This is a genomic window from Clostridium sp. CM036, from assembly GCF_055081135.1.
In genome coordinates, this window is record NZ_CM143652.1 from 2,094,374 (window position 1) to 2,116,514 (window position 22,141).

General features: G+C 30.8%; 24 protein-coding genes and 2 riboswitches. Of the genes, 5 read left to right on the forward strand and 19 right to left on the reverse strand.

Annotation, left to right across the window (positions count from 1 at the left end; all coding sequences use genetic code 11):
- Window positions 1-212 precede the first annotated feature (212 nt).
- Window positions 213-545, forward strand: a complete 333-nt coding sequence (locus tag ACWJKE_RS09785; RefSeq protein WP_462958759.1) for a hypothetical protein — start codon at window positions 213-215, stop codon at window positions 543-545.
- Between the two features lie 289 nt (window positions 546-834).
- Entirely contained in the window at window positions 835-1,389 is a 555-nt protein-coding gene (locus ACWJKE_RS09790) for a sugar O-acetyltransferase (protein ID WP_220286748.1), read from the forward strand.
- Window positions 1,390-1,821: 432 nt separating this feature from the next.
- Here ACWJKE_RS09790 and ybaK read toward each other — a convergent pair whose 3' ends face one another.
- Window positions 1,822-2,292 (reverse strand): Cys-tRNA(Pro) deacylase, encoded by a 471-nt coding sequence (ybaK, locus tag ACWJKE_RS09795; RefSeq protein ID WP_216303183.1) that lies wholly within the window; start codon window positions 2,290-2,292, stop codon window positions 1,822-1,824.
- Between the two features lie 238 nt (window positions 2,293-2,530).
- Between ybaK and yjeM the strand changes: the two genes are divergently transcribed.
- Window positions 2,531-4,063 (forward strand): glutamate/gamma-aminobutyrate family transporter YjeM, encoded by a 1,533-nt coding sequence (yjeM, locus tag ACWJKE_RS09800; RefSeq protein ID WP_220286749.1) that lies wholly within the window; start codon window positions 2,531-2,533, stop codon window positions 4,061-4,063.
- A gap of 83 nt (window positions 4,064-4,146) precedes the next feature.
- Here yjeM and ACWJKE_RS09805 read toward each other — a convergent pair whose 3' ends face one another.
- Window positions 4,147-5,532 (reverse strand): MATE family efflux transporter, encoded by a 1,386-nt coding sequence (locus ACWJKE_RS09805; RefSeq protein WP_258280571.1) that lies wholly within the window; start codon window positions 5,530-5,532, stop codon window positions 4,147-4,149.
- 210 nt (window positions 5,533-5,742) lie between these two features.
- A riboswitch (SAM riboswitch) is annotated at window positions 5,743-5,854 on the forward strand.
- A 112-nt stretch (window positions 5,855-5,966) separates the two neighbouring features.
- Between ACWJKE_RS09805 and metA the strand changes: the two genes are divergently transcribed.
- The gene (gene metA / locus ACWJKE_RS09810; protein WP_220286750.1) at window positions 5,967-6,884 is read left to right on the forward strand and encodes a homoserine O-acetyltransferase MetA; all 918 of its coding nucleotides are present in this window, start codon (window positions 5,967-5,969) and stop codon (window positions 6,882-6,884) included.
- 66 nt (window positions 6,885-6,950) lie between these two features.
- Here metA and ACWJKE_RS09815 read toward each other — a convergent pair whose 3' ends face one another.
- Window positions 6,951-7,814, reverse strand: a complete 864-nt coding sequence (locus tag ACWJKE_RS09815) for a polysaccharide deacetylase family protein (RefSeq protein WP_220286751.1) — start codon at window positions 7,812-7,814, stop codon at window positions 6,951-6,953.
- Between the two features lie 272 nt (window positions 7,815-8,086).
- Window positions 8,087-8,191, forward strand: a riboswitch (TPP riboswitch).
- A gap of 87 nt (window positions 8,192-8,278) precedes the next feature.
- On the opposite strand from ACWJKE_RS09815, the gene thiT reads away from it, so the two are divergent.
- On the forward strand, window positions 8,279-8,920 hold the full coding sequence (gene thiT / locus ACWJKE_RS09820; protein ID WP_216303187.1) for an energy-coupled thiamine transporter ThiT: 642 nt from the start codon (window positions 8,279-8,281) through the stop codon (window positions 8,918-8,920).
- Between the two features lie 202 nt (window positions 8,921-9,122).
- Here thiT and ACWJKE_RS09825 read toward each other — a convergent pair whose 3' ends face one another.
- The 16 genes from ACWJKE_RS09825 to ACWJKE_RS09900 form a co-directional block, all read right to left on the reverse strand.
- Window positions 9,123-10,313 (reverse strand): L-lactate MFS transporter, encoded by a 1,191-nt coding sequence (locus ACWJKE_RS09825; protein WP_220286752.1) that lies wholly within the window; start codon window positions 10,311-10,313, stop codon window positions 9,123-9,125.
- A gap of 142 nt (window positions 10,314-10,455) precedes the next feature.
- On the reverse strand, window positions 10,456-10,818 hold the full coding sequence (locus ACWJKE_RS09830; RefSeq protein ID WP_220286753.1) for a Na-translocating system protein MpsC family protein: 363 nt from the start codon (window positions 10,816-10,818) through the stop codon (window positions 10,456-10,458).
- Between the two features lie 126 nt (window positions 10,819-10,944).
- Complete coding sequence (locus ACWJKE_RS09835) at window positions 10,945-12,390, reverse strand: NAD(P)/FAD-dependent oxidoreductase (protein ID WP_220286754.1); 1,446 nt, start codon at window positions 12,388-12,390, stop codon at window positions 10,945-10,947.
- A 303-nt stretch (window positions 12,391-12,693) separates the two neighbouring features.
- Window positions 12,694-14,112, reverse strand: coding sequence for a [FeFe] hydrogenase H-cluster radical SAM maturase HydG (gene hydG / locus ACWJKE_RS09840; protein WP_220286755.1), 1,419 nt, complete (start codon window positions 14,110-14,112; stop codon window positions 12,694-12,696).
- 73 nt (window positions 14,113-14,185) lie between these two features.
- Window positions 14,186-14,449, reverse strand: coding sequence for a TM1266 family iron-only hydrogenase system putative regulator (locus ACWJKE_RS09845; protein ID WP_216303192.1), 264 nt, complete (start codon window positions 14,447-14,449; stop codon window positions 14,186-14,188).
- Between the two features lie 236 nt (window positions 14,450-14,685).
- A complete protein-coding gene (locus ACWJKE_RS09850) occupies window positions 14,686-15,483 on the reverse strand; it encodes an alpha/beta hydrolase (RefSeq protein WP_220286756.1) in 798 nt (265 codons plus the stop codon).
- A 170-nt stretch (window positions 15,484-15,653) separates the two neighbouring features.
- Window positions 15,654-15,833 (reverse strand): hypothetical protein, encoded by a 180-nt coding sequence (locus ACWJKE_RS09855; RefSeq protein WP_216303194.1) that lies wholly within the window; start codon window positions 15,831-15,833, stop codon window positions 15,654-15,656.
- A 189-nt stretch (window positions 15,834-16,022) separates the two neighbouring features.
- Window positions 16,023-16,148: a hypothetical protein gene (locus ACWJKE_RS09860; protein ID WP_263492334.1), complete on the reverse strand. Its 126-nt coding sequence runs from the start codon at window positions 16,146-16,148 to the stop codon at window positions 16,023-16,025.
- A 104-nt stretch (window positions 16,149-16,252) separates the two neighbouring features.
- Window positions 16,253-16,519, reverse strand: a complete 267-nt coding sequence (locus tag ACWJKE_RS09865; protein ID WP_220286757.1) for a hypothetical protein — start codon at window positions 16,517-16,519, stop codon at window positions 16,253-16,255.
- A gap of 227 nt (window positions 16,520-16,746) precedes the next feature.
- On the reverse strand, window positions 16,747-17,043 hold the full coding sequence (locus tag ACWJKE_RS09870) for a hypothetical protein (RefSeq protein ID WP_220286758.1): 297 nt from the start codon (window positions 17,041-17,043) through the stop codon (window positions 16,747-16,749).
- Window positions 17,044-17,160: 117 nt separating this feature from the next.
- Window positions 17,161-18,177 (reverse strand): zinc metalloprotease, encoded by a 1,017-nt coding sequence (locus ACWJKE_RS09875; protein ID WP_258280572.1) that lies wholly within the window; start codon window positions 18,175-18,177, stop codon window positions 17,161-17,163.
- Between the two features lie 380 nt (window positions 18,178-18,557).
- Entirely contained in the window at window positions 18,558-18,755 is a 198-nt protein-coding gene (locus ACWJKE_RS09880; RefSeq protein WP_268064019.1) for a hypothetical protein, read from the reverse strand.
- Window positions 18,756-18,803: 48 nt separating this feature from the next.
- Window positions 18,804-19,934 (reverse strand): site-2 protease family protein, encoded by a 1,131-nt coding sequence (locus tag ACWJKE_RS09885; protein ID WP_216303198.1) that lies wholly within the window; start codon window positions 19,932-19,934, stop codon window positions 18,804-18,806.
- A gap of 122 nt (window positions 19,935-20,056) precedes the next feature.
- Entirely contained in the window at window positions 20,057-20,245 is a 189-nt protein-coding gene (locus ACWJKE_RS09890) for a hypothetical protein (RefSeq protein WP_216303199.1), read from the reverse strand.
- Window positions 20,246-20,519: 274 nt separating this feature from the next.
- Window positions 20,520-20,648: a hypothetical protein gene (locus ACWJKE_RS09895; RefSeq protein WP_258280573.1), complete on the reverse strand. Its 129-nt coding sequence runs from the start codon at window positions 20,646-20,648 to the stop codon at window positions 20,520-20,522.
- A gap of 560 nt (window positions 20,649-21,208) precedes the next feature.
- Complete coding sequence (locus ACWJKE_RS09900; protein ID WP_220286760.1) at window positions 21,209-22,102, reverse strand: hypothetical protein; 894 nt, start codon at window positions 22,100-22,102, stop codon at window positions 21,209-21,211.
- Window positions 22,103-22,141: the final 39 nt, after the last annotated feature.

The window sequence follows — 22,141 nt, forward strand, 5'->3', positions numbered from 1 at the left end:
AAATATTAAACCATTAAAAAATCGCATTTTTTAATGGTTTAATTTTATTTTGAAATTTTGTAATCATGTAGTTCTCTTTAACTACTTACAATTACTTATATATAAAACAATAAAGATTCTTTAGAAGTATGTTTTAAATTAGAAAAGGTAGTAACATAAAATGTTATTTTACATAATAATATATTGTGTATAACTTTTATAAGGAGATTTTTATGAAAAATTATTCAATGGACTGTAAAAACATGAAAGAAATGAATCCTACGATGCCTATGAATCAAATGGATCCCATGATGCATATGATGCCTATGAATCAAATGGATCCTATGATGCCTACGATGCCTATGAATCAAATGAATCCTATGATGTCAATGATGCCTATGAATCAAATGAATCCTATGATGTCAATGATGCCTATGAATCAGACACCAATGGATCCTATGATGCAGAACTGTATGATGCATATGATGCATATGATGTGTATGATGTGTATGATGCATATGCACCATATGATGCCTATGCCGGACAAAGACAATGTAAAAAAATAATTTTCTACTTAGATTCGAGCAAAATCATATGATTAGGCTAAGTCACATAAATAATCTAAGTGACTTAGTTTTTTGTTCTTCCATGCTTATTTTGCCATAATTTCCTTTCCAAATTCTTGTGAAACGCGCCCCTTATTCTCGCTGTATATCATATACTTTAAAGACATATCACATGGTTCCATTTCTAATCACTTTACTTTCTATATTAAGCTTTATTGGCTCTTTAATTCTACTGTTTATTCTACTATGCTATACTCATACTAACTAAGTATAATAAGGAGTGTATAAAATGAATGAACAACAAAAGATGCTAAATGGTGAAATATATAATGCCTATGATAAAGATTTAGTACTCTTAAGAAATAAAGCTAGGCATCTTACAAAACTATATAATAATACAGATCCCGAGGAAACAATCGAGCGAATAAATATTATTAAAAAACTACTTGGAGAAATAGGCGGGAATTTTGAAATAGAACCTCCCTTTCATTGTGATTATGGCACTAATATTGAAATTGGAGAAAATTTCTATGCGAATTTTAATTTTTTGGTTTTAGATGATGGACTTGTAAAAATTGGACATGATGTATTGTGTGCTCCTAATGTAAGCATATTTACTGCAACTCATTTAATTGATCCCAAATTAAGGCCCAAAAATGCTGATTATACAAAAGCTGTAACTATAGGTAATAATGTATGGATTGGTGGTGGCTCTATAATAAATCCCGGTGTAACTATTGGGGATAATAGCGTAATAGGTTCTGGTAGCGTGGTTACAAAAAATATTCCAGCTAATGTTATCGCTGTTGGAAATCCTTGTAGAATAATAAAAAATATTGATTAATTAATAAAAGTACCTAATATAGTACTAACAACTGTTGTATCAACATTTCATCTTTAAATTGAAATCCGATAATGAAATAAATTACAAGTAATATTAAAAATGCTCGATATTCAAAAAACTACTGAAATATATATTTCAGTAGTTCACTATCTGGCTTTTGCCAATTTTTTTATTCACATTCTTTTGTAACCTAAGTTCAACTTCTTCTTATCTAAACCGTAATTGCATATATTTTACACCCAATTGTGCAAATACTTCCACTTATAGTAGTTACTCCCACTTATAGAAGTGTGAGACTTTCCTTCTGAAATGTCGTTAAAAGTTTTTAGAAACGTAATTTATCATTAACATCCCCTATTTTAAAATTGCTAATACACCACCCTATGATAATTTATTATCCCGATTGGATAATCCCTCAGAATAATTGTTAGATTACTTTACTAAAAAAGCAAACTCACCCTCCACATTATCCTTTAATAAATTTGCGTTGATTTCTACTTGAACTCCTATTTTTCCGGCACTTACAATTATGGTATCTATTTCGAGAGCACTTTTATCAATAAATGTTTTATACTGTTTCTTCATACCTATAGGGGAACACCCCCCTCTAACATATCCTGTAACCTTTTGAAGATCCTTTAAATCTAACATTTCTATTCTTTTCTCGTTAGTTACTTTAGCTACTTTCTTAAAGTCTATTTCTTCTCTAACTGGAATTAATATAATATAAATATTTTTAGAAATTCCATGTGTCACTAAAGTTTTATAGACATACTTTTCATCTCTACCTATCTTATTTGCCACAGACACTCCATCTATTTTATCATCTTTGATATCATAAGTTATAACATTGTATTCTACATTCCCTTTATCTAAAATTCGCATAGCATTTGTTTTTATCATCATCTTCCCCTTTATTTAAATGGATTTACAATAAAAAGTTAGTTTCAAAGCTTCCCTTATTATATCCTCTTTTCTTACCTTATGCACTATTTACCTAATCACAATAGTATTTATTGGTCTATTTTACAATTATTAACTATAAATAACCCCTTTGCTATTGAAATTTTTACCAGTTGCTATATAATGATATTAACAAAGTAAATTAACTTAGATCGTCTACATTAAAGGGGGAAAAAACATGTCGGAAAAAGTAAAAAGTACTAAACATTTAACATTAGTATCATTAGTTTTAATGATTTTTACTTCGGTTTATGGATTTAACAACATTCCCAGATCATTCTATAAGATGGGTTATGCTGCCATTCCTTGGTACATACTGTCTGGAATAACATTTTTTATTCCTTTTGCTTTCATGCTATCTGAGTTTGGTGCAGCTTTCAAGGATGAAAAAGGTGGAATCTACTCATGGATGGAAAAATCAGTGGGGGCTAAATTTGCTTTTATGGCAACGTTCATGTGGTACGCATCTTATGTAATTTGGATGGTTAACGTTGCATCGGGAATTTGGGTTCCAATATCGAATGCAATATTTGGTAAAGATATAACACAGACTTGTTCCTTATTTGGATTAACCGGGCCTAAAACTTTAGGAATACTTGGAATGCTTTGGATAATATTTGTTACATTTATATCAACTAAGGGATTAGATAAAATTAAAAAGGTAACTTCACTAGGTGGCACTGCAGTTGCATTGTTAAATGTAGTATTATTAGTCGGATCTCTACTAGTCCTTATAGGAAATCATGGCCAGTTAGCTCAGCCAATAACTGGACTTAGTTCATTCATATCCTCGCCAGATCCTGCTTATTCTGGAAATATGATTTCATCATTTGCTTTCGTAGTATTTGCTATATTTGCTTATGGTGGTATTGAAGTTGTTGGAGGACTAGTTGACGAAACAGAAAATGCTGAAAAAAACTTCCCTAAGGGTGTTGTTATTTCAGCAATTGTTATCTCAGTTGGATACGCACTTGGACTATTCCTTGTTGGTATATTTACTAACTGGTCAACTGTTATGACTGGAAATGGCGTTCACTTAGGTAATGTTGGTTATGTAGTAATGAGTAACCTAGGATATTCTCTTGGTAGCGCATTCGGTGCAAGCGAAGCAACATGTTTAGCTTTGGCGCATGGAGTAGCTAGATTCGTTGGGCTTTCAATGTTCTTAGCTTTAGCCGGTGCATTCTTTACATTAATGTTTTCTCCATTAAAACAATTAATTGAAGGTACTCCAGCTAAATTATGGCCTGGGAAAATGGCAGAAATGAAAAATGGAATGCCTCAAAGGGCTATGTGGATTCAAGCTACAATAGTTTGTGTTATTATTGCTCTTGTATCCTTTGGTGGAGAGAATATGTCAGGTTTCTTCGTTGTATTAGTAGCTATGACTAATGTAGCTATGACTCTTCCATACATGTTTATAGCTTTTGCTTTTGCACCATTTAAGAAAAACAAAGATATTATTAAGCCTTTTGAAATATTCAAAACTGAAAGAAGTGCACTAATATGGACAATAGTTGTTATGTTCACTGTTGGATTTGCAAACTTCTTCTCAATAATACAACCAGCACTGGAAGGAAAATTGAGCATAACACTTTGGAGTATAGGTGGCCCGATATTTTTTGCGGCTGTTGCCTGGTTTATGTATAGCCACTATGAAAAGAAATATTTAAATAAAAATATACCCTTTACAAATAAAAATTTTAAATAAGTCTATGCTGAATCAAAAAGATGATTTCTGTGTTGTGCACAGAAATCATTTTTTTGCTTTTCACATTATATTATATAATTTCCTCAATAAATAATTTTATTATTATTCCATTTACCTGATTTCATGTAGATTATACACATTACAAGTGATGCGAATGTTGCAAGAGGAGAAGCAAATCCAATTTCATATAGAGTCATACCTACTATTTTACTTAAAACAAAAGATAACGGTATACGAATGATAAATGTAGCAATTAAACTGTGAATCATTGGAAATAACGAATTACCACAACCACTAAAAAACGAGTTCATACAAAATACAAAGCATACCAAAATGCAATCGATGCTGTATGATTTAATATATAATGCAGCTGTTTCTATGACCGCTGTATCCCTAGAAAACAATGCTGTAAGCGATGTTGGATTCCATTGTGCATATGCATAACATATTATTCCTAATATTAATGAGCATCCCGTGCCTATATACAAACATTGTTTTGCTCTTTCCTTCTTTCCTGCCCCCATATTCTGAGCTGTCATCGCTGCAATTGCTGAAGCAAATGCAATCGTTGGAAGCATTGTAAATACAATTATTTTTTCGACAACACCTACAGATGCAGAAGCAGTAAGTCCCATTACATTAATAACTGCTGTAATTATTATAAAAGAAATATTAATTAAACCATCCTGTAATGCTATTGGTAATCCTAGCTTAAATACCTTCTTTGCTTTTCCTGCTTCAATCCTAATATGACTACGATGAAACTCAAAGTTAAAACCTATCTTTTTTATATACAGCACCCCAATTATGAAGCTTATAGCTTGAGCAGCTATAGTAGCAATTGCAGCTCCTGGCGCCCCCATATGGAACCCACCCACTAATATTAAATCTACCATAATATTAGTTACGCAAGCTACCGCAATAAAGAATAATGGTGCTTTTGAATTGCCTAGCCCTCGCAGAATACCACTCAACGCATTGTACCCTATAATAAATGGAATACCACAAGAACAGATAAAAATATATTCTTTTGTGTATTTAAATGCCTCTGTTGGCGTATTCATTAAATTTGTAATAGTACCTGTCATTACCACCATAATTACAGTCAACACAGCTGCTATTATACCAAATGTACAAATGATAGTTCCAACTGACTCTGCAATATCTTTATATTTTTTTGCACCCAAATAGTTGCCAATTAAAATAGTACCTCCAGTTGTTAATCCAAGGATAACGCTTGTGATTGTCTGCATAATCTGGCTTCCTGTTGCCACAGCAGAAACTTGCGCCGAATTATCAAACTGTCCAACAACCAACAAATCAGCTGCACCATAGAGTGCTTGCAACAAGCTTGCTAATAGAAACGGAAATGCAAATTTTAAAAGCGTTGGGATAACCTTACCCTCTGTTAAAGTATTCTCTTGTTTCATAATAACCTTTCCTTCTGTTAAAATGTTCTGTTGTGTCATAATATGTGCCTCCTAAAATAAAAAAATGCTGGATAAGGAAGTTGGCTTTATCCAACCATCTTATCCAGCATATAATTATCTATATACCCTCCGATGAACAGTAGCAATCGTAACACATATGTTCAATATTGTCAAAAATAAAACAAAGACATTTTTACCTATTGACAATTGCTTTTACGAGTAATATACTAAGCAATAACAACTGAATACAACTTATCCAGAGCGGCAGAGGGACTGGCCCGATGATGCCCGACAACCAGCATTCTTAAGTGGAGTGCAATGGTGTCAATTCCATCAGATTATAAAATCTGAAAGATAAGGACGATAGCAAATTTTATAATACAATTTTATTGTTTATTAAAGTTAATCACGCTGCTTTCCTTATAGGAAAGCAGCTTTTTTTTATAAGATGCCTAATTACAAGGAGGATGCAAATGCCAATAAAAATACCTGACAATCTTCCAGCGTTTAAAACTTTAAATAAAGAGAACATTTTTACTATTACAGAAGACTGCGCATTTCACCAAGATATTCGGCCTTTAAAAATTGTGATTTTAAACCTTATGCCAACAAAAATCGATACTGAAACACAAATTTTAAGACTTCTTGGGAACTCTCCACTACAGATTGATATAGTTCTTCTTCACCCTGCAAGCCATGCATGTAAAAATATATCGCAGGAACATTTAATTAAATTTTATAACACTTTTGAAGAAATAAAGAATTCTAGATTTGATGGAATGATAATAACTGGAGCGCCAATTGAAAGTATTCCCTTTGAAGAAGTGGATTACTGGGAGGAGCTTAAAAAAATTATGGAATGGAGTGTTCACAATGTATACTCTACCTTGCATATTTGTTGGGGTGCTCAAGCAGGGCTTCATTATCATTACGGAGTGCAAAAACATAAACTTGATAGTAAAGTATTTGGAGTGTTTAAACATAAAATAACAAAGCAAAACGTTAAACTTTTGAGTGGATTTGATGATGAATTTTATGTTCCACATTCAAGACATACTGAAATAAGAAAAGTTGATATTGATAAAATAGATGAGCTTGAAATTTTATCAGAATCTGAGGAATCAGGCATTTACATTGTATCAGCAAAAAAGGGAAGACAAATTTTTATAACCGGGCATTCAGAGTATGATCCATTAACATTAAAAAATGAATATGACAGGGATATAGCAAACGGCTTAAATATAAATGTCCCCAAAAATTATTATCCAAAAGACGATCCATTAAAAATACCTATCGTAAAATGGAGAGGTCACTCAAGTTTGCTTTTTTTAAACTGGTTAAATTATTATGTTTATCAGGAGACACCTTACAATTTGGTGTACCTAGAATAATACATATAAAAGTTGGGCCCCTAGTAACTTAGGGACCCAACTCTAAATATTGAACTTTATTAAAATTTAATCTGTATTAGAAATACGTTTCTTAAATTCTTCCATGTCATGGAATGAACTTATATATACCCTATGTAAGGAAAGTATACCATCCTCTTTGGAAGACCATCTGCCGTCAGTACTAAAAGCCATTGTATACCCTGCTTCTCGTACAGCCTCAATTGAAGTTTTGCTGTATCCACCATAAGGGTAGGAAAAGAATTTTATTTGTTTATTTAATATTTTTTCCAAATCTTTTTTAGATTTAACTAAAGTTTCTAGTTGCTTATCCTTAGGCATCTCTTTTAAATTTTCATGCTTTACGGTATGACTCCCTATTTCCACTCCATATTTTTCCATTTCCACAAGCTGTTTCGAAGTCATATAGTTAGGACTTTTATCAATACTACCAGTAATAACAAAAATTGTTGCTTTAAAATTATACTTTTTCAAAACAGGGAACATATCCGTATAATTATCTTCATAACCATCATCAAAAGTAAGAACTATGGATTTTTCAGGTATTGGTATATCCTTAATAAGATATTCATATAAATTTGTAAGTGTAATAGTATAATAACCATTATCTTTTAAATATTTTAGTTGCTCCTCAAATCTTTTAACAGGAAGACGAATAGGATTATCTTTTTCGTAGTCAATTGAATGGTACATTAAAACTGGAACACTCTTTCCTGAAGCCTTCATAACAGCAGTCTTGTCAAAAGCGGGTATCGAAGAGGTTTGAGCGGGTTCAGCCGGTTTAACGGGTTCAACTGCAGTTGCTGGTTTAACTGGGGCAGTTTTTTTTATTGTAGCAGTCTTCGATCTTGAACACCCCGAAAGAGACATTAAAATAACGAGTGTAAATATTAAAATTATTTTTTTTCTCATAATAACCTCCTTGTATGTATTTTTTCGGAAACACATATTATTTTTTAATCTTCATCATCTAATACAAAACCCCTTAATAATAAATTCCCTGAGTATTTTGTAACCCTAATGCTAAATTGATCACCTTACATTTATTAACTTTATACCATCCAGATTATAAAATCAATCTTTTCCGGTATTTTCTTTATTTTATTATTTTCTTTTAATTCATAAATATCTAAAACAGGTTGTAAAATATAATATACTTCTATATAATTAAATTATAATAATAATATATGTGCTAGGGGTGCCTAATGGCTGAGATATGAATATTTAATTCATTGACCCTTATACCTGATCTGGATAATACCAGCGGAGGAAAGCGGTTATGATGTATAAGTATATTAACTATATTCCTTTTTTGAATATAGTTTTTTTGTTTTTGCCATAATACTTCTGTAGCACAATACATGGAGGCTATAAAAATGACTTTTACCGAAAGAATCGCTGAAATTACAAAAACCCCCATTGCTCTTTTTGCACTATTAGGAGTTTTGTTATTAATCTATGCAGTTTTGAAAGTTAGGAAAATTAAATTTACTACGCAGATGATAACTTTAGTTGGTATATCTCTTGCATTATCTACTGTATTGCAGTTTATTACAATTATAAAATTACCACAAGGTGGTAGCATTACTGCTGGGAGCATGGTTCCAATCATACTTATATCCTTATTTTATGGTCCTGAAGTTGGGTTTTTAACAGGTTTTTTATTTGGAATTATTAATTTTTTAGTAGCACCCTTCGCACTCCATCCAGTGCAAGTACTATTTGATTATCCGCTTCCTTTTATGGCCATTGGAATAGTTGGTTACTTTAGATCACGTAATACTAAGGTCATACTTATTGGCGTAGTCGTAGCAATGCTAGCTAGATTTACATGCCATTTTATTTCTGGAGTAGTGTTCTTCGGAAGCTATGCTCCAAAAGGAACCTCTGTTTATTTATACTCCCTTTTATATAACGGTTCATACCTAAGTGTGGAAACCATTATTACCTGTGTAATTATTGGGCTTCTACCTTTAAAACGATTATCAAAGTTAGCTATAACCAAAGCTCTAAATTAACTCGAAATATATCTACTACCTACTTCACGTTTTTCTTCAACCAAAAGTTATACTAATACATTATTCTGTTCATCATGAAGTTTACTGTATTATATTTAATGCTACGTAATATTAATATTACGTAGCATTAAATATAATAACTTAGAAATTACTATCAATCATCTCTTAACTCTAGCCCACTAAAATGGGCAATTCTGTTAGATTACGTTTTAATCATTCTTTTAGATGAAAGAATACCCATAATACATAAACCAATTATAAAATAAAAAATATAATTATAATTCGCAAGGATATCCATTAGAAGTCCAGAAGCCAACACCCCGATAATGGCTCCTATACCATATGCCGTAAACACAACACCATAATTCTCACTATAATGTTTCGTTCCATACATATCAAGAGTTGAAGTAGGCGCTATAGCTAACCATCCTCCAAGATTAAACCAAAATATCGAAAACGCTATACTAAATAATACTAAACTGCCTTCATTTGCCACTAGCATTAATAATGCTGCGATAATAATTAGTGCGTAAGAAATTAGCATGGCGGTTTTAGACGAGTACTTATCCGTAATCAAGCCAAATATAGGTCTACCTATTCCATTAAAAACTGCAAATACGATCATTAATAAAGCTACTGTTTTTGGGGATAGCTTAATGAGTTCTACACCAACGTTACTTGTCATTCCAATTAACATTAGTCCAATCATTGATCCAATCATAAAATTTACATATAACCCTTTAAAGTTTTTTGATTTAATCATTTTAGCAGTATTCGTACCATTCATATGAATTTTTGTGCTTGCAGTTGTTTCAAGACTTTTACTTTCCACATCAGACGGATATCTAAATGGATACGAAAGCAAAGGTATTATTACCCCAAAAGATACACCTAATATTAGGAAAGCTTTTGTTATTCCATAACTTTCTATTAAATTTCTTGCAAGTGGAGCTGTTATAAGTGGTGACAACCCAAATCCTATTAATACAATGCCTACTACTAAGCCTTTTTTTTCTGGAAACCATTTTGCTACTACCGTCATCGGAGCTCCATATGCTATGCCTACGCCAGCGCCAATTATTACCCCATATGTTATAGTTAAAATATATATATTTGGTGCATATGCAGATAATATCCATCCTAATGCTACAAGAAGTGCACCCATAGAAATAACCATTCTTGGACTGTATTTCTCTAAATATTTTCCAGTTATAAACATAAAAAATGAATAAGCTGCTAAAGAAACCATGTAAGGAAAGCCACTTTGAGTAGATCCTATATTAAAAGCCTTTTCAATTGGAATCCTAAAAACACTCCATGAGTATACAGTGCCTAAGCACATCATAATTATAATTCCCAAAATCACATATATCCACCTTTGCTTAAATTTCATATTATCATCCCCTTCGTTTTTTATAATACTCCTTTAAAATTAAAATCAATAAAAAAGCCAATAACAAAAACTCCTCACTCAGAGTTATAGTTATTGGCTTACCCCTTGACTGGTCATTGACCCTTCAGTGCGTCTTCCATGATTATTTTATTAATCGTTCTTCAATATCTTGGTCTACAATTATAGCTATAATTTTTTCACCTGTTTTGGTACTCACATCAGAATAAGTACTTACTATATTAACATCAATTATAGATTTTATAGTTTCTTCCAAATTTTCTCTTGCATTCTCAAACAAAGCAATATTCAGTCTTTTAATTAAATCGACGCCTTCCTTGCTTTGAGCCAAGCTTTTTTCTGATTTACTTAAAAATCCTTTAAGTCTTACTATAATTAAATCTTGAAATATGATTGTCCGAATTTTTTCTGGGCCTCTACCCATGTGTTCAATCTCAAATTTACTAATTGCTTCGCTTAATTTCGCTTCAATTTGTCCTTTTGTCATTGAGCTCCTCCATAAATCATCATAAATAGAATCAGAGTCTTGATATAATAAATAATTTTAGCATATCAATTGATAATTGTAAATAATAATATTTAAGGTTGTAGTTTGTTACTTTATCATCCTTTGCTAAGATTCAAATTTCCTAATCAAATTTATTTCCGCTCTAACAGGCGGTTTAGAATCACTTTTGCCTCGCACGTTCACTTTATCTTCGCAAATATTCAGTTCTCTTGCTATAATAGCCTTAACTCTAGGTTTACAAAAATTCCCTTGGCAAGTTCCCATTCCTGCTCTTGTACGTCTTTTAATCGCATCTATAGAGTTAATTGGTATATTTCTATGAAGCGCATCTATAATCTCTGCCTCTGTAACCTGCTCACATCTGCATATAATATTTTTTGATTTATCTTCATGATTAACTTCTCCATCAAAACTATTATCTTTTTTTACTATTATTCCTTTTCTATAAGGATTAAAATTATTATTCTTCACAAGATTCATTCCTGAATTCTTAAGTATTTCTACCACCATCTCAGCAATTGCTGGCGATGATGTAAGCCCCGGAGAATCTATCCCAGCCACATTAATAAATCTTTTAACTCTGCTTTCCTCAATGATAAAATCCCCCGTACTGCTACTAGCTCTTATCCCTGAAAAAGTAGTTAATGCGCCTCTCACATTAAAATCAGGTATGGACTTTCTAGCCGCCATAATGACATCTTTTAAAGTTTCAGCGGTAGTTGACACATCATCTCCATTACTCACTTCTTCTGCATTAGGTCCTATCATAAAATTGCCATGATATGTGGTAGTTACTAATATCCCTTTCCCTTTATCTGTAGGCACTTGAAAAATAACAGTATTCACAAGGTGCCCTTGATCTTTTCCCATTAAAATATATTGGCCTCTCTTTGGTGTTATTTTAAAATCATCGATCCCTACCATGTTAGATATATTATCACTATGCAAACCCGCAGCATTTATAATATATCTTGCTTTAATATCCTCCTTGTTAGTATGTACAATAAACTTATCTTCTAATTTTTCTATAGATATTACTTCATTTTCAAGCTTAAGTTCAACGCCATTAGTTATAGCATTTTCTACTAACGCAATTGTAAATTCATAAGGAGACGCTACCCCTACGCTTTTAGCATATAGTGCTACCTTTACTTCACTATTTAAGTGTGGCTCTATTCCTTTTAGTCTCGCTCCTCTTATCACCTCTAAATCATTACAGTCTAATTTTAGACCATTTTCATAAAGCTCAGTAATTTTTTTCTCGTCACCTTCATTAAATCCAATCACTAAAGCTCCTGTTTGTCTGTATCCAAAATTTAATTCTTCCTCAAGACTTCTATACATTTTGTTTCCTTTTCCGCATAATCGTCCTTTTAATGTACCGTACTTTGCAGCATATCCACCATGAACTATTCCACTATTTGCTTTTGATGCTTTCGTTGCAACGTCATCTTCTTTTTCTAAAACGCCTATTTTTAGATTATATCTTGAAAGTTCCCTTGCTATCGCTGCACCTACTACTCCTGCTCCTATAATAATTACATCATACATAAATATCACCCCTCAACATATTATTAATATTTAAAACCTTTTAATATTTAATCTTTGTTAATATCTATTATAATATAATTATTTACATTATAATAGATATTTTCAATAAAATCGTTTTCTTATTTATTAGTTTTCGCCGTGTATGTTGTTTATAAAAATAAATGCGATGTAATTTTATAGTTGCTGAGCTATTAAATAAATTTTACTTAATGCGAGAACGTAAAAAGCATGTGTCAATTACTTTGACACACACCTTTACTGTATTTTATGATTATGGTTATGTTTAAATGTTAATTTGTAATATCAGAAACGGAAATCTCGCTTCCCTTCCTTAAGTTCTTTTAAATGCTCTATTGCAATTGTACGAACCTTTTCATTTTTTATATTAGGAATCTCATTTTCAATTACCATCTCGCCCTTTTTTTTGGTATCAAGTGAAGCATAATCCTCCAAATATTCTTTAAGTGTCATTAGTGCGTTCGGCTGACAGCAGTTTCCAATTTGACCTGATTTCACAAGACTCATGAAACGATCACCTGTACGCCCTTCTCTATAACAGGCGGTGCAAAAGCTTGGAATATACCCAAATTCCAAAAGCCAGTTTACAATTTCATCCAATTTACGAGTGTCAGTTACTTCAAATTGCTTCGAGTTATCTTCTTCCGTTTCTGTCTGCGCATATCCGCCAACGCTGGTGCATGAGCCTCCGCTTACCTGAGATATACCCAGTTCCAAGACACGCTCACGTGTTATTTTCGATTCACGGGTTGATACAATCATGCCAGTGTATGGAACAGCGATACGAATAATAGCCACAATTTTTTCGAACATCTCATCCGAGATTGAATTTGAAAACGTATTTGGGTCAATATCATCAGCAGGGCATATTCGAGGAACACTAATTGTATGTGGACCCACACCCATGGCTGCCTCTAAATGCTCTGCATGCATGAGTAGTCCAACAAAGTCATAACGGTACATATTTAAACCGAATAAAACTCCGATCCCCACATCATCAATACCAGCCTCCATGGCACGATCCATAGCCTGCGTATGATATTCATAGTTGTGCTTTGGTCCTGTTGGGTGCAACTCCTCATAATTTTTTTTGTTATACGTTTCCTGGAAAAGTATGTAGGTACCGATGCCCGCATCCTTAAGTTTCTTATATTCTTCCACTGTAGTTGCAGCAATATTGACATTGACACGGCGGATATCTCCATTTTTATGCTTAATACTATAAATGGTCTTTATACTTTCAAGGATATATTCAATTGGATTGTTCACAGGGTCTTCTCCTGATTCTAAAGCCAATCGCTTGTGTCCCATATCCTGAAGTGCTTTGACCTCTTGTGCTATTTCTTCTTGCGTAAGTTTTTTACGGGATATTGTTTTATTTTTAGCGTGATATGGACAATACACACAACCATTTACGCAATAGTTCGAAAGATATAGTGGAGCAAAAATAACAATACGATTGCCATAAAACTTCTGCTTAATCTCTTTTGCCAGTTTGAACATTTTTTCTTTTTCATCTTCCAAATCACATTCGAGAAGTACTGCAGCCTCCCTGTGTGTTAGACCCTTACAGTCTTTTGCACGTTCTATCAGGCTATCAATTAGCTCACGATTTCTTTTGTTTTCTCGAGCATAAGAAATGGTAGATAGAATTTCACCGTCATCAATAAACTCAGTTGCATTTTTAGACTTATTATCATACATAGCATAAACCCCTTTTTAATATTTATTATTTATAAATGGTCAAACTCTTATAGACCTTGATTTAATCATTCGTTTACTGCTTTGCTATAGGTGGCGCCTTGGAATAAATCGTTTTGGTGTTTACATTTGGTAGCATTCCAAGCTTACCTGACAGGGCACTGATAACATCATTCGGCGCATCCACAACGATACTTATTACCGAAATATGGCGTTTCAGATAGGGTACTCCCATTCTTCCTACTATGTATTCTCTATATTCGTGGAGAATAGAGTTAAGCTTTGGAGCAGCATCTGTGTTTTCAACGATAATTCCAATTAGAGCAATTCTTGTTTCCATTGGCAACCTCCTTTCTTTTAAACAATAAAAAAAACCCCTGCACCCGAAAAGGCACAAGGATAGTACGTCGAAACCAAAGGTACAACCAATAAAGATATGTTCTTTGGAGCATTCCAACTATTCTCTCGCCTTCTCATTCGGGACGAACCCTCGTGCATTCAGAACGATAACTTTGTTAATTTAAAATCAATCTAACCGTACCACTCCTGATAGTAAAAAGCAATACAACAATTTATTTACTTATTTTTAACTGCCCATCTGATTCCTTTTTCAATATATTCATTCCAAAAATCCCACGTATGGCTGCCAGGACTTTCTACATATGTTACATCTATATTTTCTGAAATTAAAAAATCACGGTATTTATGATTTACATCTAACAAAAAATCGTTTGTACCGCACGCCATATATATTTTAGGAATTAGAGCATTTTTCTTCTTCAACTTAATAATAAGTGCCTCTGGGTCTTTATCACTATCCAAAAGTTGATTCAGATCACCAAATACTCTAGTATAAAATTTATAGTCACGAACTTCGTCCTTAAAATCACTAGAAGCTCCAGCAATATTGTATGTAACTATAGCAGAAGATAATGCAATGATACGGCTAAAATTGTCAGAATATTTTAATCCATTTCGAATTGCTCCATATCCACCCATAGACAACCCACCTATAAATGTATCTTCCCTTTTCCTTGATAACGGAAATATCCTGCGTGTAAATTCCACTAAATCATTTCCAACGAACTCACCAAACAATTCGCCTTTATCAACATCGTCTAAATAAAAATTATTTTCTCCAGAGGGCATAAACACTGCGATATTGTGTCTTAAAGATAGTTCCTCAATTTTACTACTACAAACCCAATCAGTGTAATTTCCAGTTAACCCATGCAAGAGATACAGCGCTTTCATTGGTTTTTTCTTAATTATTTCTTCCTCCTGTATTTCTATTGTATCAATTGGTATAAGCGCATTGAAAGTAACATCTCTTTTTAAGGCTTTTGAAGCAAAGTTCACTTGTAAAAATGCCATTTTTTATCCCCTCCTCTAAAGTATTTTTAGTATTAGTATAATACTATATACACTATATTTCGAATAGTTTAAAATAGAGGAATGAATGTAATGACGTTTTCCTCTACTTTTTTATCTTAAGCGTAATAATGAAAGTCTACCACTAATTCAGTATGACAGTCCCTCTATTTTTATTTAGTATTTTTACTAAATAAAAATATAAAAACTGGTATTTGTGCAATTATAATCATTATCAATGGTATCATCATTGATAAATTATACTTTAATGATAAAAGTATTATTAAAAATGCAGCTAATAATATGAAAGACTGCATTACGATGTAGCTTACAAGTTTCATTTTCTTAGTCATAAATCCTCCTTAAAAACTTTACTTAGCGCAAGCGCAACTAACCCTTTGAAACTCCAAATGTACCTCCAACTATAGTTGCAACTCCTGCAATTCCCAAGCTATTCACTGCAGCAGCAAAAGTAACTTTCATTATAGAAGCAATTACCCATACTTGACCATACGAGCATGCGACAACTAGTCCTGCTCCGGCTAGATTATTGTGTATAAATCCATAATTGAATGTTTAAAAAAATATTGACCAATAAAATTAATCACAAAAAATATCAAAAACACTTTTATAAATGAAACCATTCTGTCTTTCGTTGTAATTTTCATCACACACTCTCCATCCACTATCTAGCCATAGGGTCTGTTAACCCTTAGCAATCTCCATCATTCTTTTTTTGTTAGTAGTAAACTTCCAAAAGAACCAGCTAAAGCTAAATAAATAATTTTATTTTTTTAATTTTAAAATCAGTTTCATTTCTAACCATACTTATTTTAGGTAAAACAAAACCAGGCATGTATTCTTTCAACTTAATATCTATTTTTATATTATATTTACCTTCATTTTTATAAACTTTAATTGAATAAGCATCAAGACATATATCCAATTCTATTAATTTTAAAGCCCAAAAATGAATTAGCTCGTGAATTATGTTCGCTAATAAAAAACTTATAATGATATATATAAACACTAAACTCATATGTTCCCCTTTTATACTTTATTATTCTATACTAACCGGAGGTTGTTATCCCTTTACTTAACTCAGCTTCATTCCCTTTTTTCAGGTGACTGTCCAAACCCCATAGGATGTAACTGAAAATCACCATAGAAGTCACTGAAAACAGTTCCTTCTATGGTGATGATTATAATTCAGAAAATCCGATTTATACACAAACTGCAGGAGTCGCAGTCGCATTCTTCACCTTGCTACAAATTCTTTTCTTTACAATTAAAATACGAATAAAAATTTTCACCTAAAATATCTTTAACTTTTGTATATCTAAGTCCTATTTTTCTATCAGTACATATTGTTGGATATAGTAATAAAATTCCAATCAATATAACCGCAGATTCAAGCAAAGTACCTATTCCAAAAAATCCAAATGCAGATATAAGAACTAATATATATCCAAGAGATGCATACAAAGCGTCTCTAACAAAAATTCTCTTTGCTAAAGATTTATCTAAATAAAATAAATCACACTTTTTATAATTAGCTATCAATTAAATATAAAGTTTCTTCTTTGGCAACAATCAAGCGAGATATCCGTATGACCAAAGTAAAACAAAAAAAATTTGTTTCATTTAGGAGCTATTATTTTTAGCATAGAAAGCTGTATTTTACAGACTTTTCTCACAGCCTCCTAATTTCTTCATAATATCTTCTAACAAATTTTTATAGTTACTACATTTTGAAAGTATTTGTCCCGCATCACAAATATATTCTTTGTATTTTTTATCAAAACCAGTACCGTCACTAAATAATCCTCTTAAACTTTCGTTTATCATGGCAAAATATTTAAATGTATTATAATTATTTAAGGTTAAAAACTTATCAAAACTTTTATAATTATCTAATTTAAGTTCATATTTTGTTAAAGAGTATTCATGCAGAAGGAATTTATAAGCAACTTTTATAATTTTAGCATCAAACATTATATTTCCTTTTGAAGACTTAAAGTAATAATTAAAAATCCATTCTTTAAATTTAATACACTGAATACTTAAATTCTCTCCATTTATTATCTTTTGATCAATAATTCTGTTTATTAGTGCTACGACCATATTATTATATTCACACTTGGACAAAATTTTGTCCACAAACAGCTCAGATTCTTCAACTATAAAATTATTAATTGGATATTCAGATGAGAATTGAATAGAAAACATTAATATAACAAACTCAGGCTTTCTTTTGAGTAAATCAATTAAACAATAGTCACCATATACACTAATGCTGCTATAAAATATAGTTATAAAAATTGACCAATTTACAATTAATAAAATCATACAAATCACAGTAAATTTATTTTCTATTATAAACAGGGATGAAATGAGAATAATTACAAATGTAAATATCGGTCCCCCATATAATATCTTTATATATTGGTTTGTATATGACAAGAGACTTTTTTTATCATTCATATATATGCTTGGCCCTACAACAAATAATTCCAACTTTATACATACTAATTTACTCATTAAATAATGACCTAATTCATGCATAAAAATTGAAACAAAGTAGATTAAAATTCCCACAATAAAATACATTACCATTCTATTCAACATGTAATCATTTTTTAAATTCACTTTACCTAAAACTATGTTATATAAATTGGTTTTATACGCACCCTTCATTAAGATTATTAGTATAATAACATTAATTATTATTTTAGTGAATCTGAATTTTCTATGAAATATATTATTATTTATGTAATTAATTGATTCCCCCCCCCAAAAATTAAATAATACTAAAATTGAAATCTATTAACTATAGTTACTATTTAGTCACAAACCAAATTAGCTCCATTTGTCTAAATTATTTGAGCTAAAGTTACTTAATTTGGGCATTCAGATGAGAGACATTATTTCTCTCTTAAATCAAGATGTTAATCACCTACATCCTTGGCAACCACCTTTAGTTATTAGCCTGATTATCTTTTTCTCATAAAGCAGACCACCTCTTAACATAAAAGCATATACACTTTAAATCACAACTGCTCCCTAAGTGTTCTACATCATTCTCCTTTATCATTATGATACCAATGCCAACTAACATTAAATATAGTACTCGGTAGCAATATTATTAAAAATCCAGTAAAATTATATAAATTATAAGTACTAATAATAAGACCACATACAAATACTATTATAGACACTATCACATAATATTCTTTATCTAGTTTCATACCCATCCACCCTAAGTCACCTTCCATTCCTGCCACAGTAATAACTACTCTATCACGGTGTATGCCTTCTGTTTGCTAATTACTATAATTGGAGATTCGTTCAATCATTCTTTCTATTTCAGCTTTTTCAAAAATATCTATTCCTTTTACTTCATCCTGATTAACTAAACTTAATCCACTCTGCCCAAATTCTAAAGCCTTTACAATATCTTTTTTAATATAAAGTTCATATGCCATTTGTATTCGAAAACCACCAATACTTTTATCATTTAAAAGTACTTGTGAAATTTGTGTATATATTTCTTTTGATTTGTTGATATCTTTTTTAATATAACAATAAGAATATAAAATTTCACACATTACATCTAGCCTTACATCCTTAGTATATTCATCAATATTTTCTTCAATTATACCTATACATACTTGGGCTTTATCAAAATTTCCACTATCTAGGTAATAATAAAAATAATATAAGCTTATATATTCGTGAAAGCTTTTATCACTAAATATATTTCGATTATTTAGTACTTTAAAATTTATATCCCTTGGTCTAATACCACAAAAAAGTTGCAATGATATTACCATTTCCATTAAATCAATATCATTGGAATCTGATGGGTTTATTATAGTCAATACATTTGAGCCATCTGTTTTCATTCCATTAACTTTACTTGGTATAACATTTTTAATTAAATTAAATTCACTAATAATTAATAAAAAACAAAAAAATATTTTTATGAAAATATTATTCATGTTAGGTACCTTATAAATTATCAAAAATAAATATGCAATTATAAATATAAAGTTCAAACCTATGCCTCCAAGATAATATATTAATAACTCTTTAAATAATTTACTAAAAGTCTTGGGATACATCATACACGAACCTAATAACCCATAATTGCCAGTGATTTGAAAAATGACTTTTTGATTTTGATTTCTTATTTCAAACGGAAAAATAGTAAAAGAATAGAATTTAAATCCAACTAATTTTCCAGCTATAAAGTGACCTAATTCATGAATTATTATATCGATATAAATACAACTTAATAATAAAACTAATAATATTAATATACTGTATTTGTGAACACTTTCAATATCAATAGATAAGTTTTTAATTTTACATAACGCTGTTAATATTATTAATATATCTATACCTACAAAAAATGAAACAAGACCCATTATTTTTTTATTACTTATATTCATAATATGAAATCTCCACATGGCAACCTAATATATATTAATTTTATATTTTTCTTTTTAATTATCATATACACCTTCTTAAATTTTATATAAATATTATACTCCAATTTTTAGTAATATATATATCAGTTTGCCTTTTTATCAAAAATTGTGCTATAGAAAACCACCCCTACTGCAACACCAACTGCAACAGAAATATTTCTTGCTAAACTTATATTTGATGGTCTGAAAAAATAGTCAAACAAAAAATTAAAAAAACAAAGTGACACTGAAAACTTTATACAAGTAATTACTTTTCCTTTTGTGACTTTCATATAAATCATCTCCTTATAATTTTAAAACTATACTTTTTATATCTCACATTGTGTATAATCGAGCTTCAACATTAATATTTTGTTATGCACTATTAAGTGTACCAAGATACAATGTTAAAGCTGGTAATACTTATTTTTTTACTATATTATAAAATTTATATTGATAACCAACCGTTTCCTGGTTTTGAATCATGATTATCTAAGTATCTTGCAACAGTGTTTCCAATATCAGCGGCATTTATTGCAAAATTTACTGCACCAACAAGGCTACCTGCTAGTGCTCCAGCACCAATAGAAAGTAATTTGGTTTTAATATTCCTATTAAATATTTTTTTCCCTCACTAACTCCTACCTTTCTAATATATGATGAGATAGCTCCTTCTCCAGCTACCCGAACTGGCATAACATCAACTCCTAACCATACTCCATCTCACCACTCTCAACCTCAACATAATTATTCGGTAATTTTAAAGCCATTTCAATTTTTTAATCCCCTTCCCATTATTATAATATTTTCAACTGTTTACTACAATTAATAATCACATTAATTGCATTATTTATATCAAAAGCACTTGCTGACACCTAAAATAGCTAATTAAGTTTTATCCCAATCTGTTCCATGAAGTATTTCATATATGTGATTTTTTCATACTTAACCCTAGTTTCTGTAATCATACCAAGGGTAACATTAACTTTTCCTCCTTTTTTATCTGCAAGGTAATTTTTATCAAGTTTTACTTTAACCTTGATCTATATTTAAAACCTTACCTTGAACAGCTCCATACTCTTTTTACCAAACCGTCGCTTTATTCCTTTTTTAGGTGACTGTCCAAACCCCATAGGATGTAACTGAAAATCACCATAGAAGTCACTGAAAACAGTTCCTTCTATGGTGATGATTATAATTCAGAAAATCCGATTTATACACAAACTGCAGGAGTCGCAGTCGCATTCTTCACCTTGCTACAAATTCTTTTCTTTACAATTAAAATACAAATAAAAATTTTCACCTAAAATATCTTTAACTTTTGTATATCTAAGTCCTATTTTTCTATCAGTACATATTGTTGGATATAGTAATAAAATCCCAATCAATATAACCGCAGATTCAAGCAAAGTACCTATCCCAAAAAATCCAAATGCAGATATAAGAACTAATATATATCCAAGAGATGCATACAAACCGTCTCTAACAAAAATTCTCTTTGCTAAAGATTTATCTAAATAAAATAAATAACACTTTCTATAATTAGCAATACAAAACCATATAAATGAATAAATAGAAACAAATACAATAAATATTCTTAGTAATTTAATATCAATCTGATGTATTTGTGTTATACCCATTCCAAAACCCGCAAATATAAAAAATGAATTCATTCCAAGTGTTGCCGCTTTACCAATTTCTCTTATATTTTGTTTTTCTTCTTCAGATATTATTTCAACTTCCATATTTTCTTTTTTAACAGGTGTATGTTTTTTTGCTTTTTTATACATCTTATATTCCAAATATACATTAACAATTAATAAAGAAGCTAATATGACTTGTTGTATAATAAACCCTGCTGATAAAAATTTGAAATTAAATCCTTGAAAAGCAACACAACATGATGCAACTCTTATAACCCAATCGATTATTGCTTCAATTTTAAACATTTTATATCCTTCTTTGTTATCAGTAGCTAATATAAATGATGTAGCGATTAAAAATACATATGGTGACAATACCCAAAACACTTCTATTGTTAAATTATTTTTCAATACGATTTTATCGTATGAATATATAAATGCAAATGCAAAATTACTTATATAACTAATTAAATTTAATAACATTAAGATCTTAACAGACTTTTTCATTTATAATATCTCCTATTTTTATAATTATTTTTTGACATG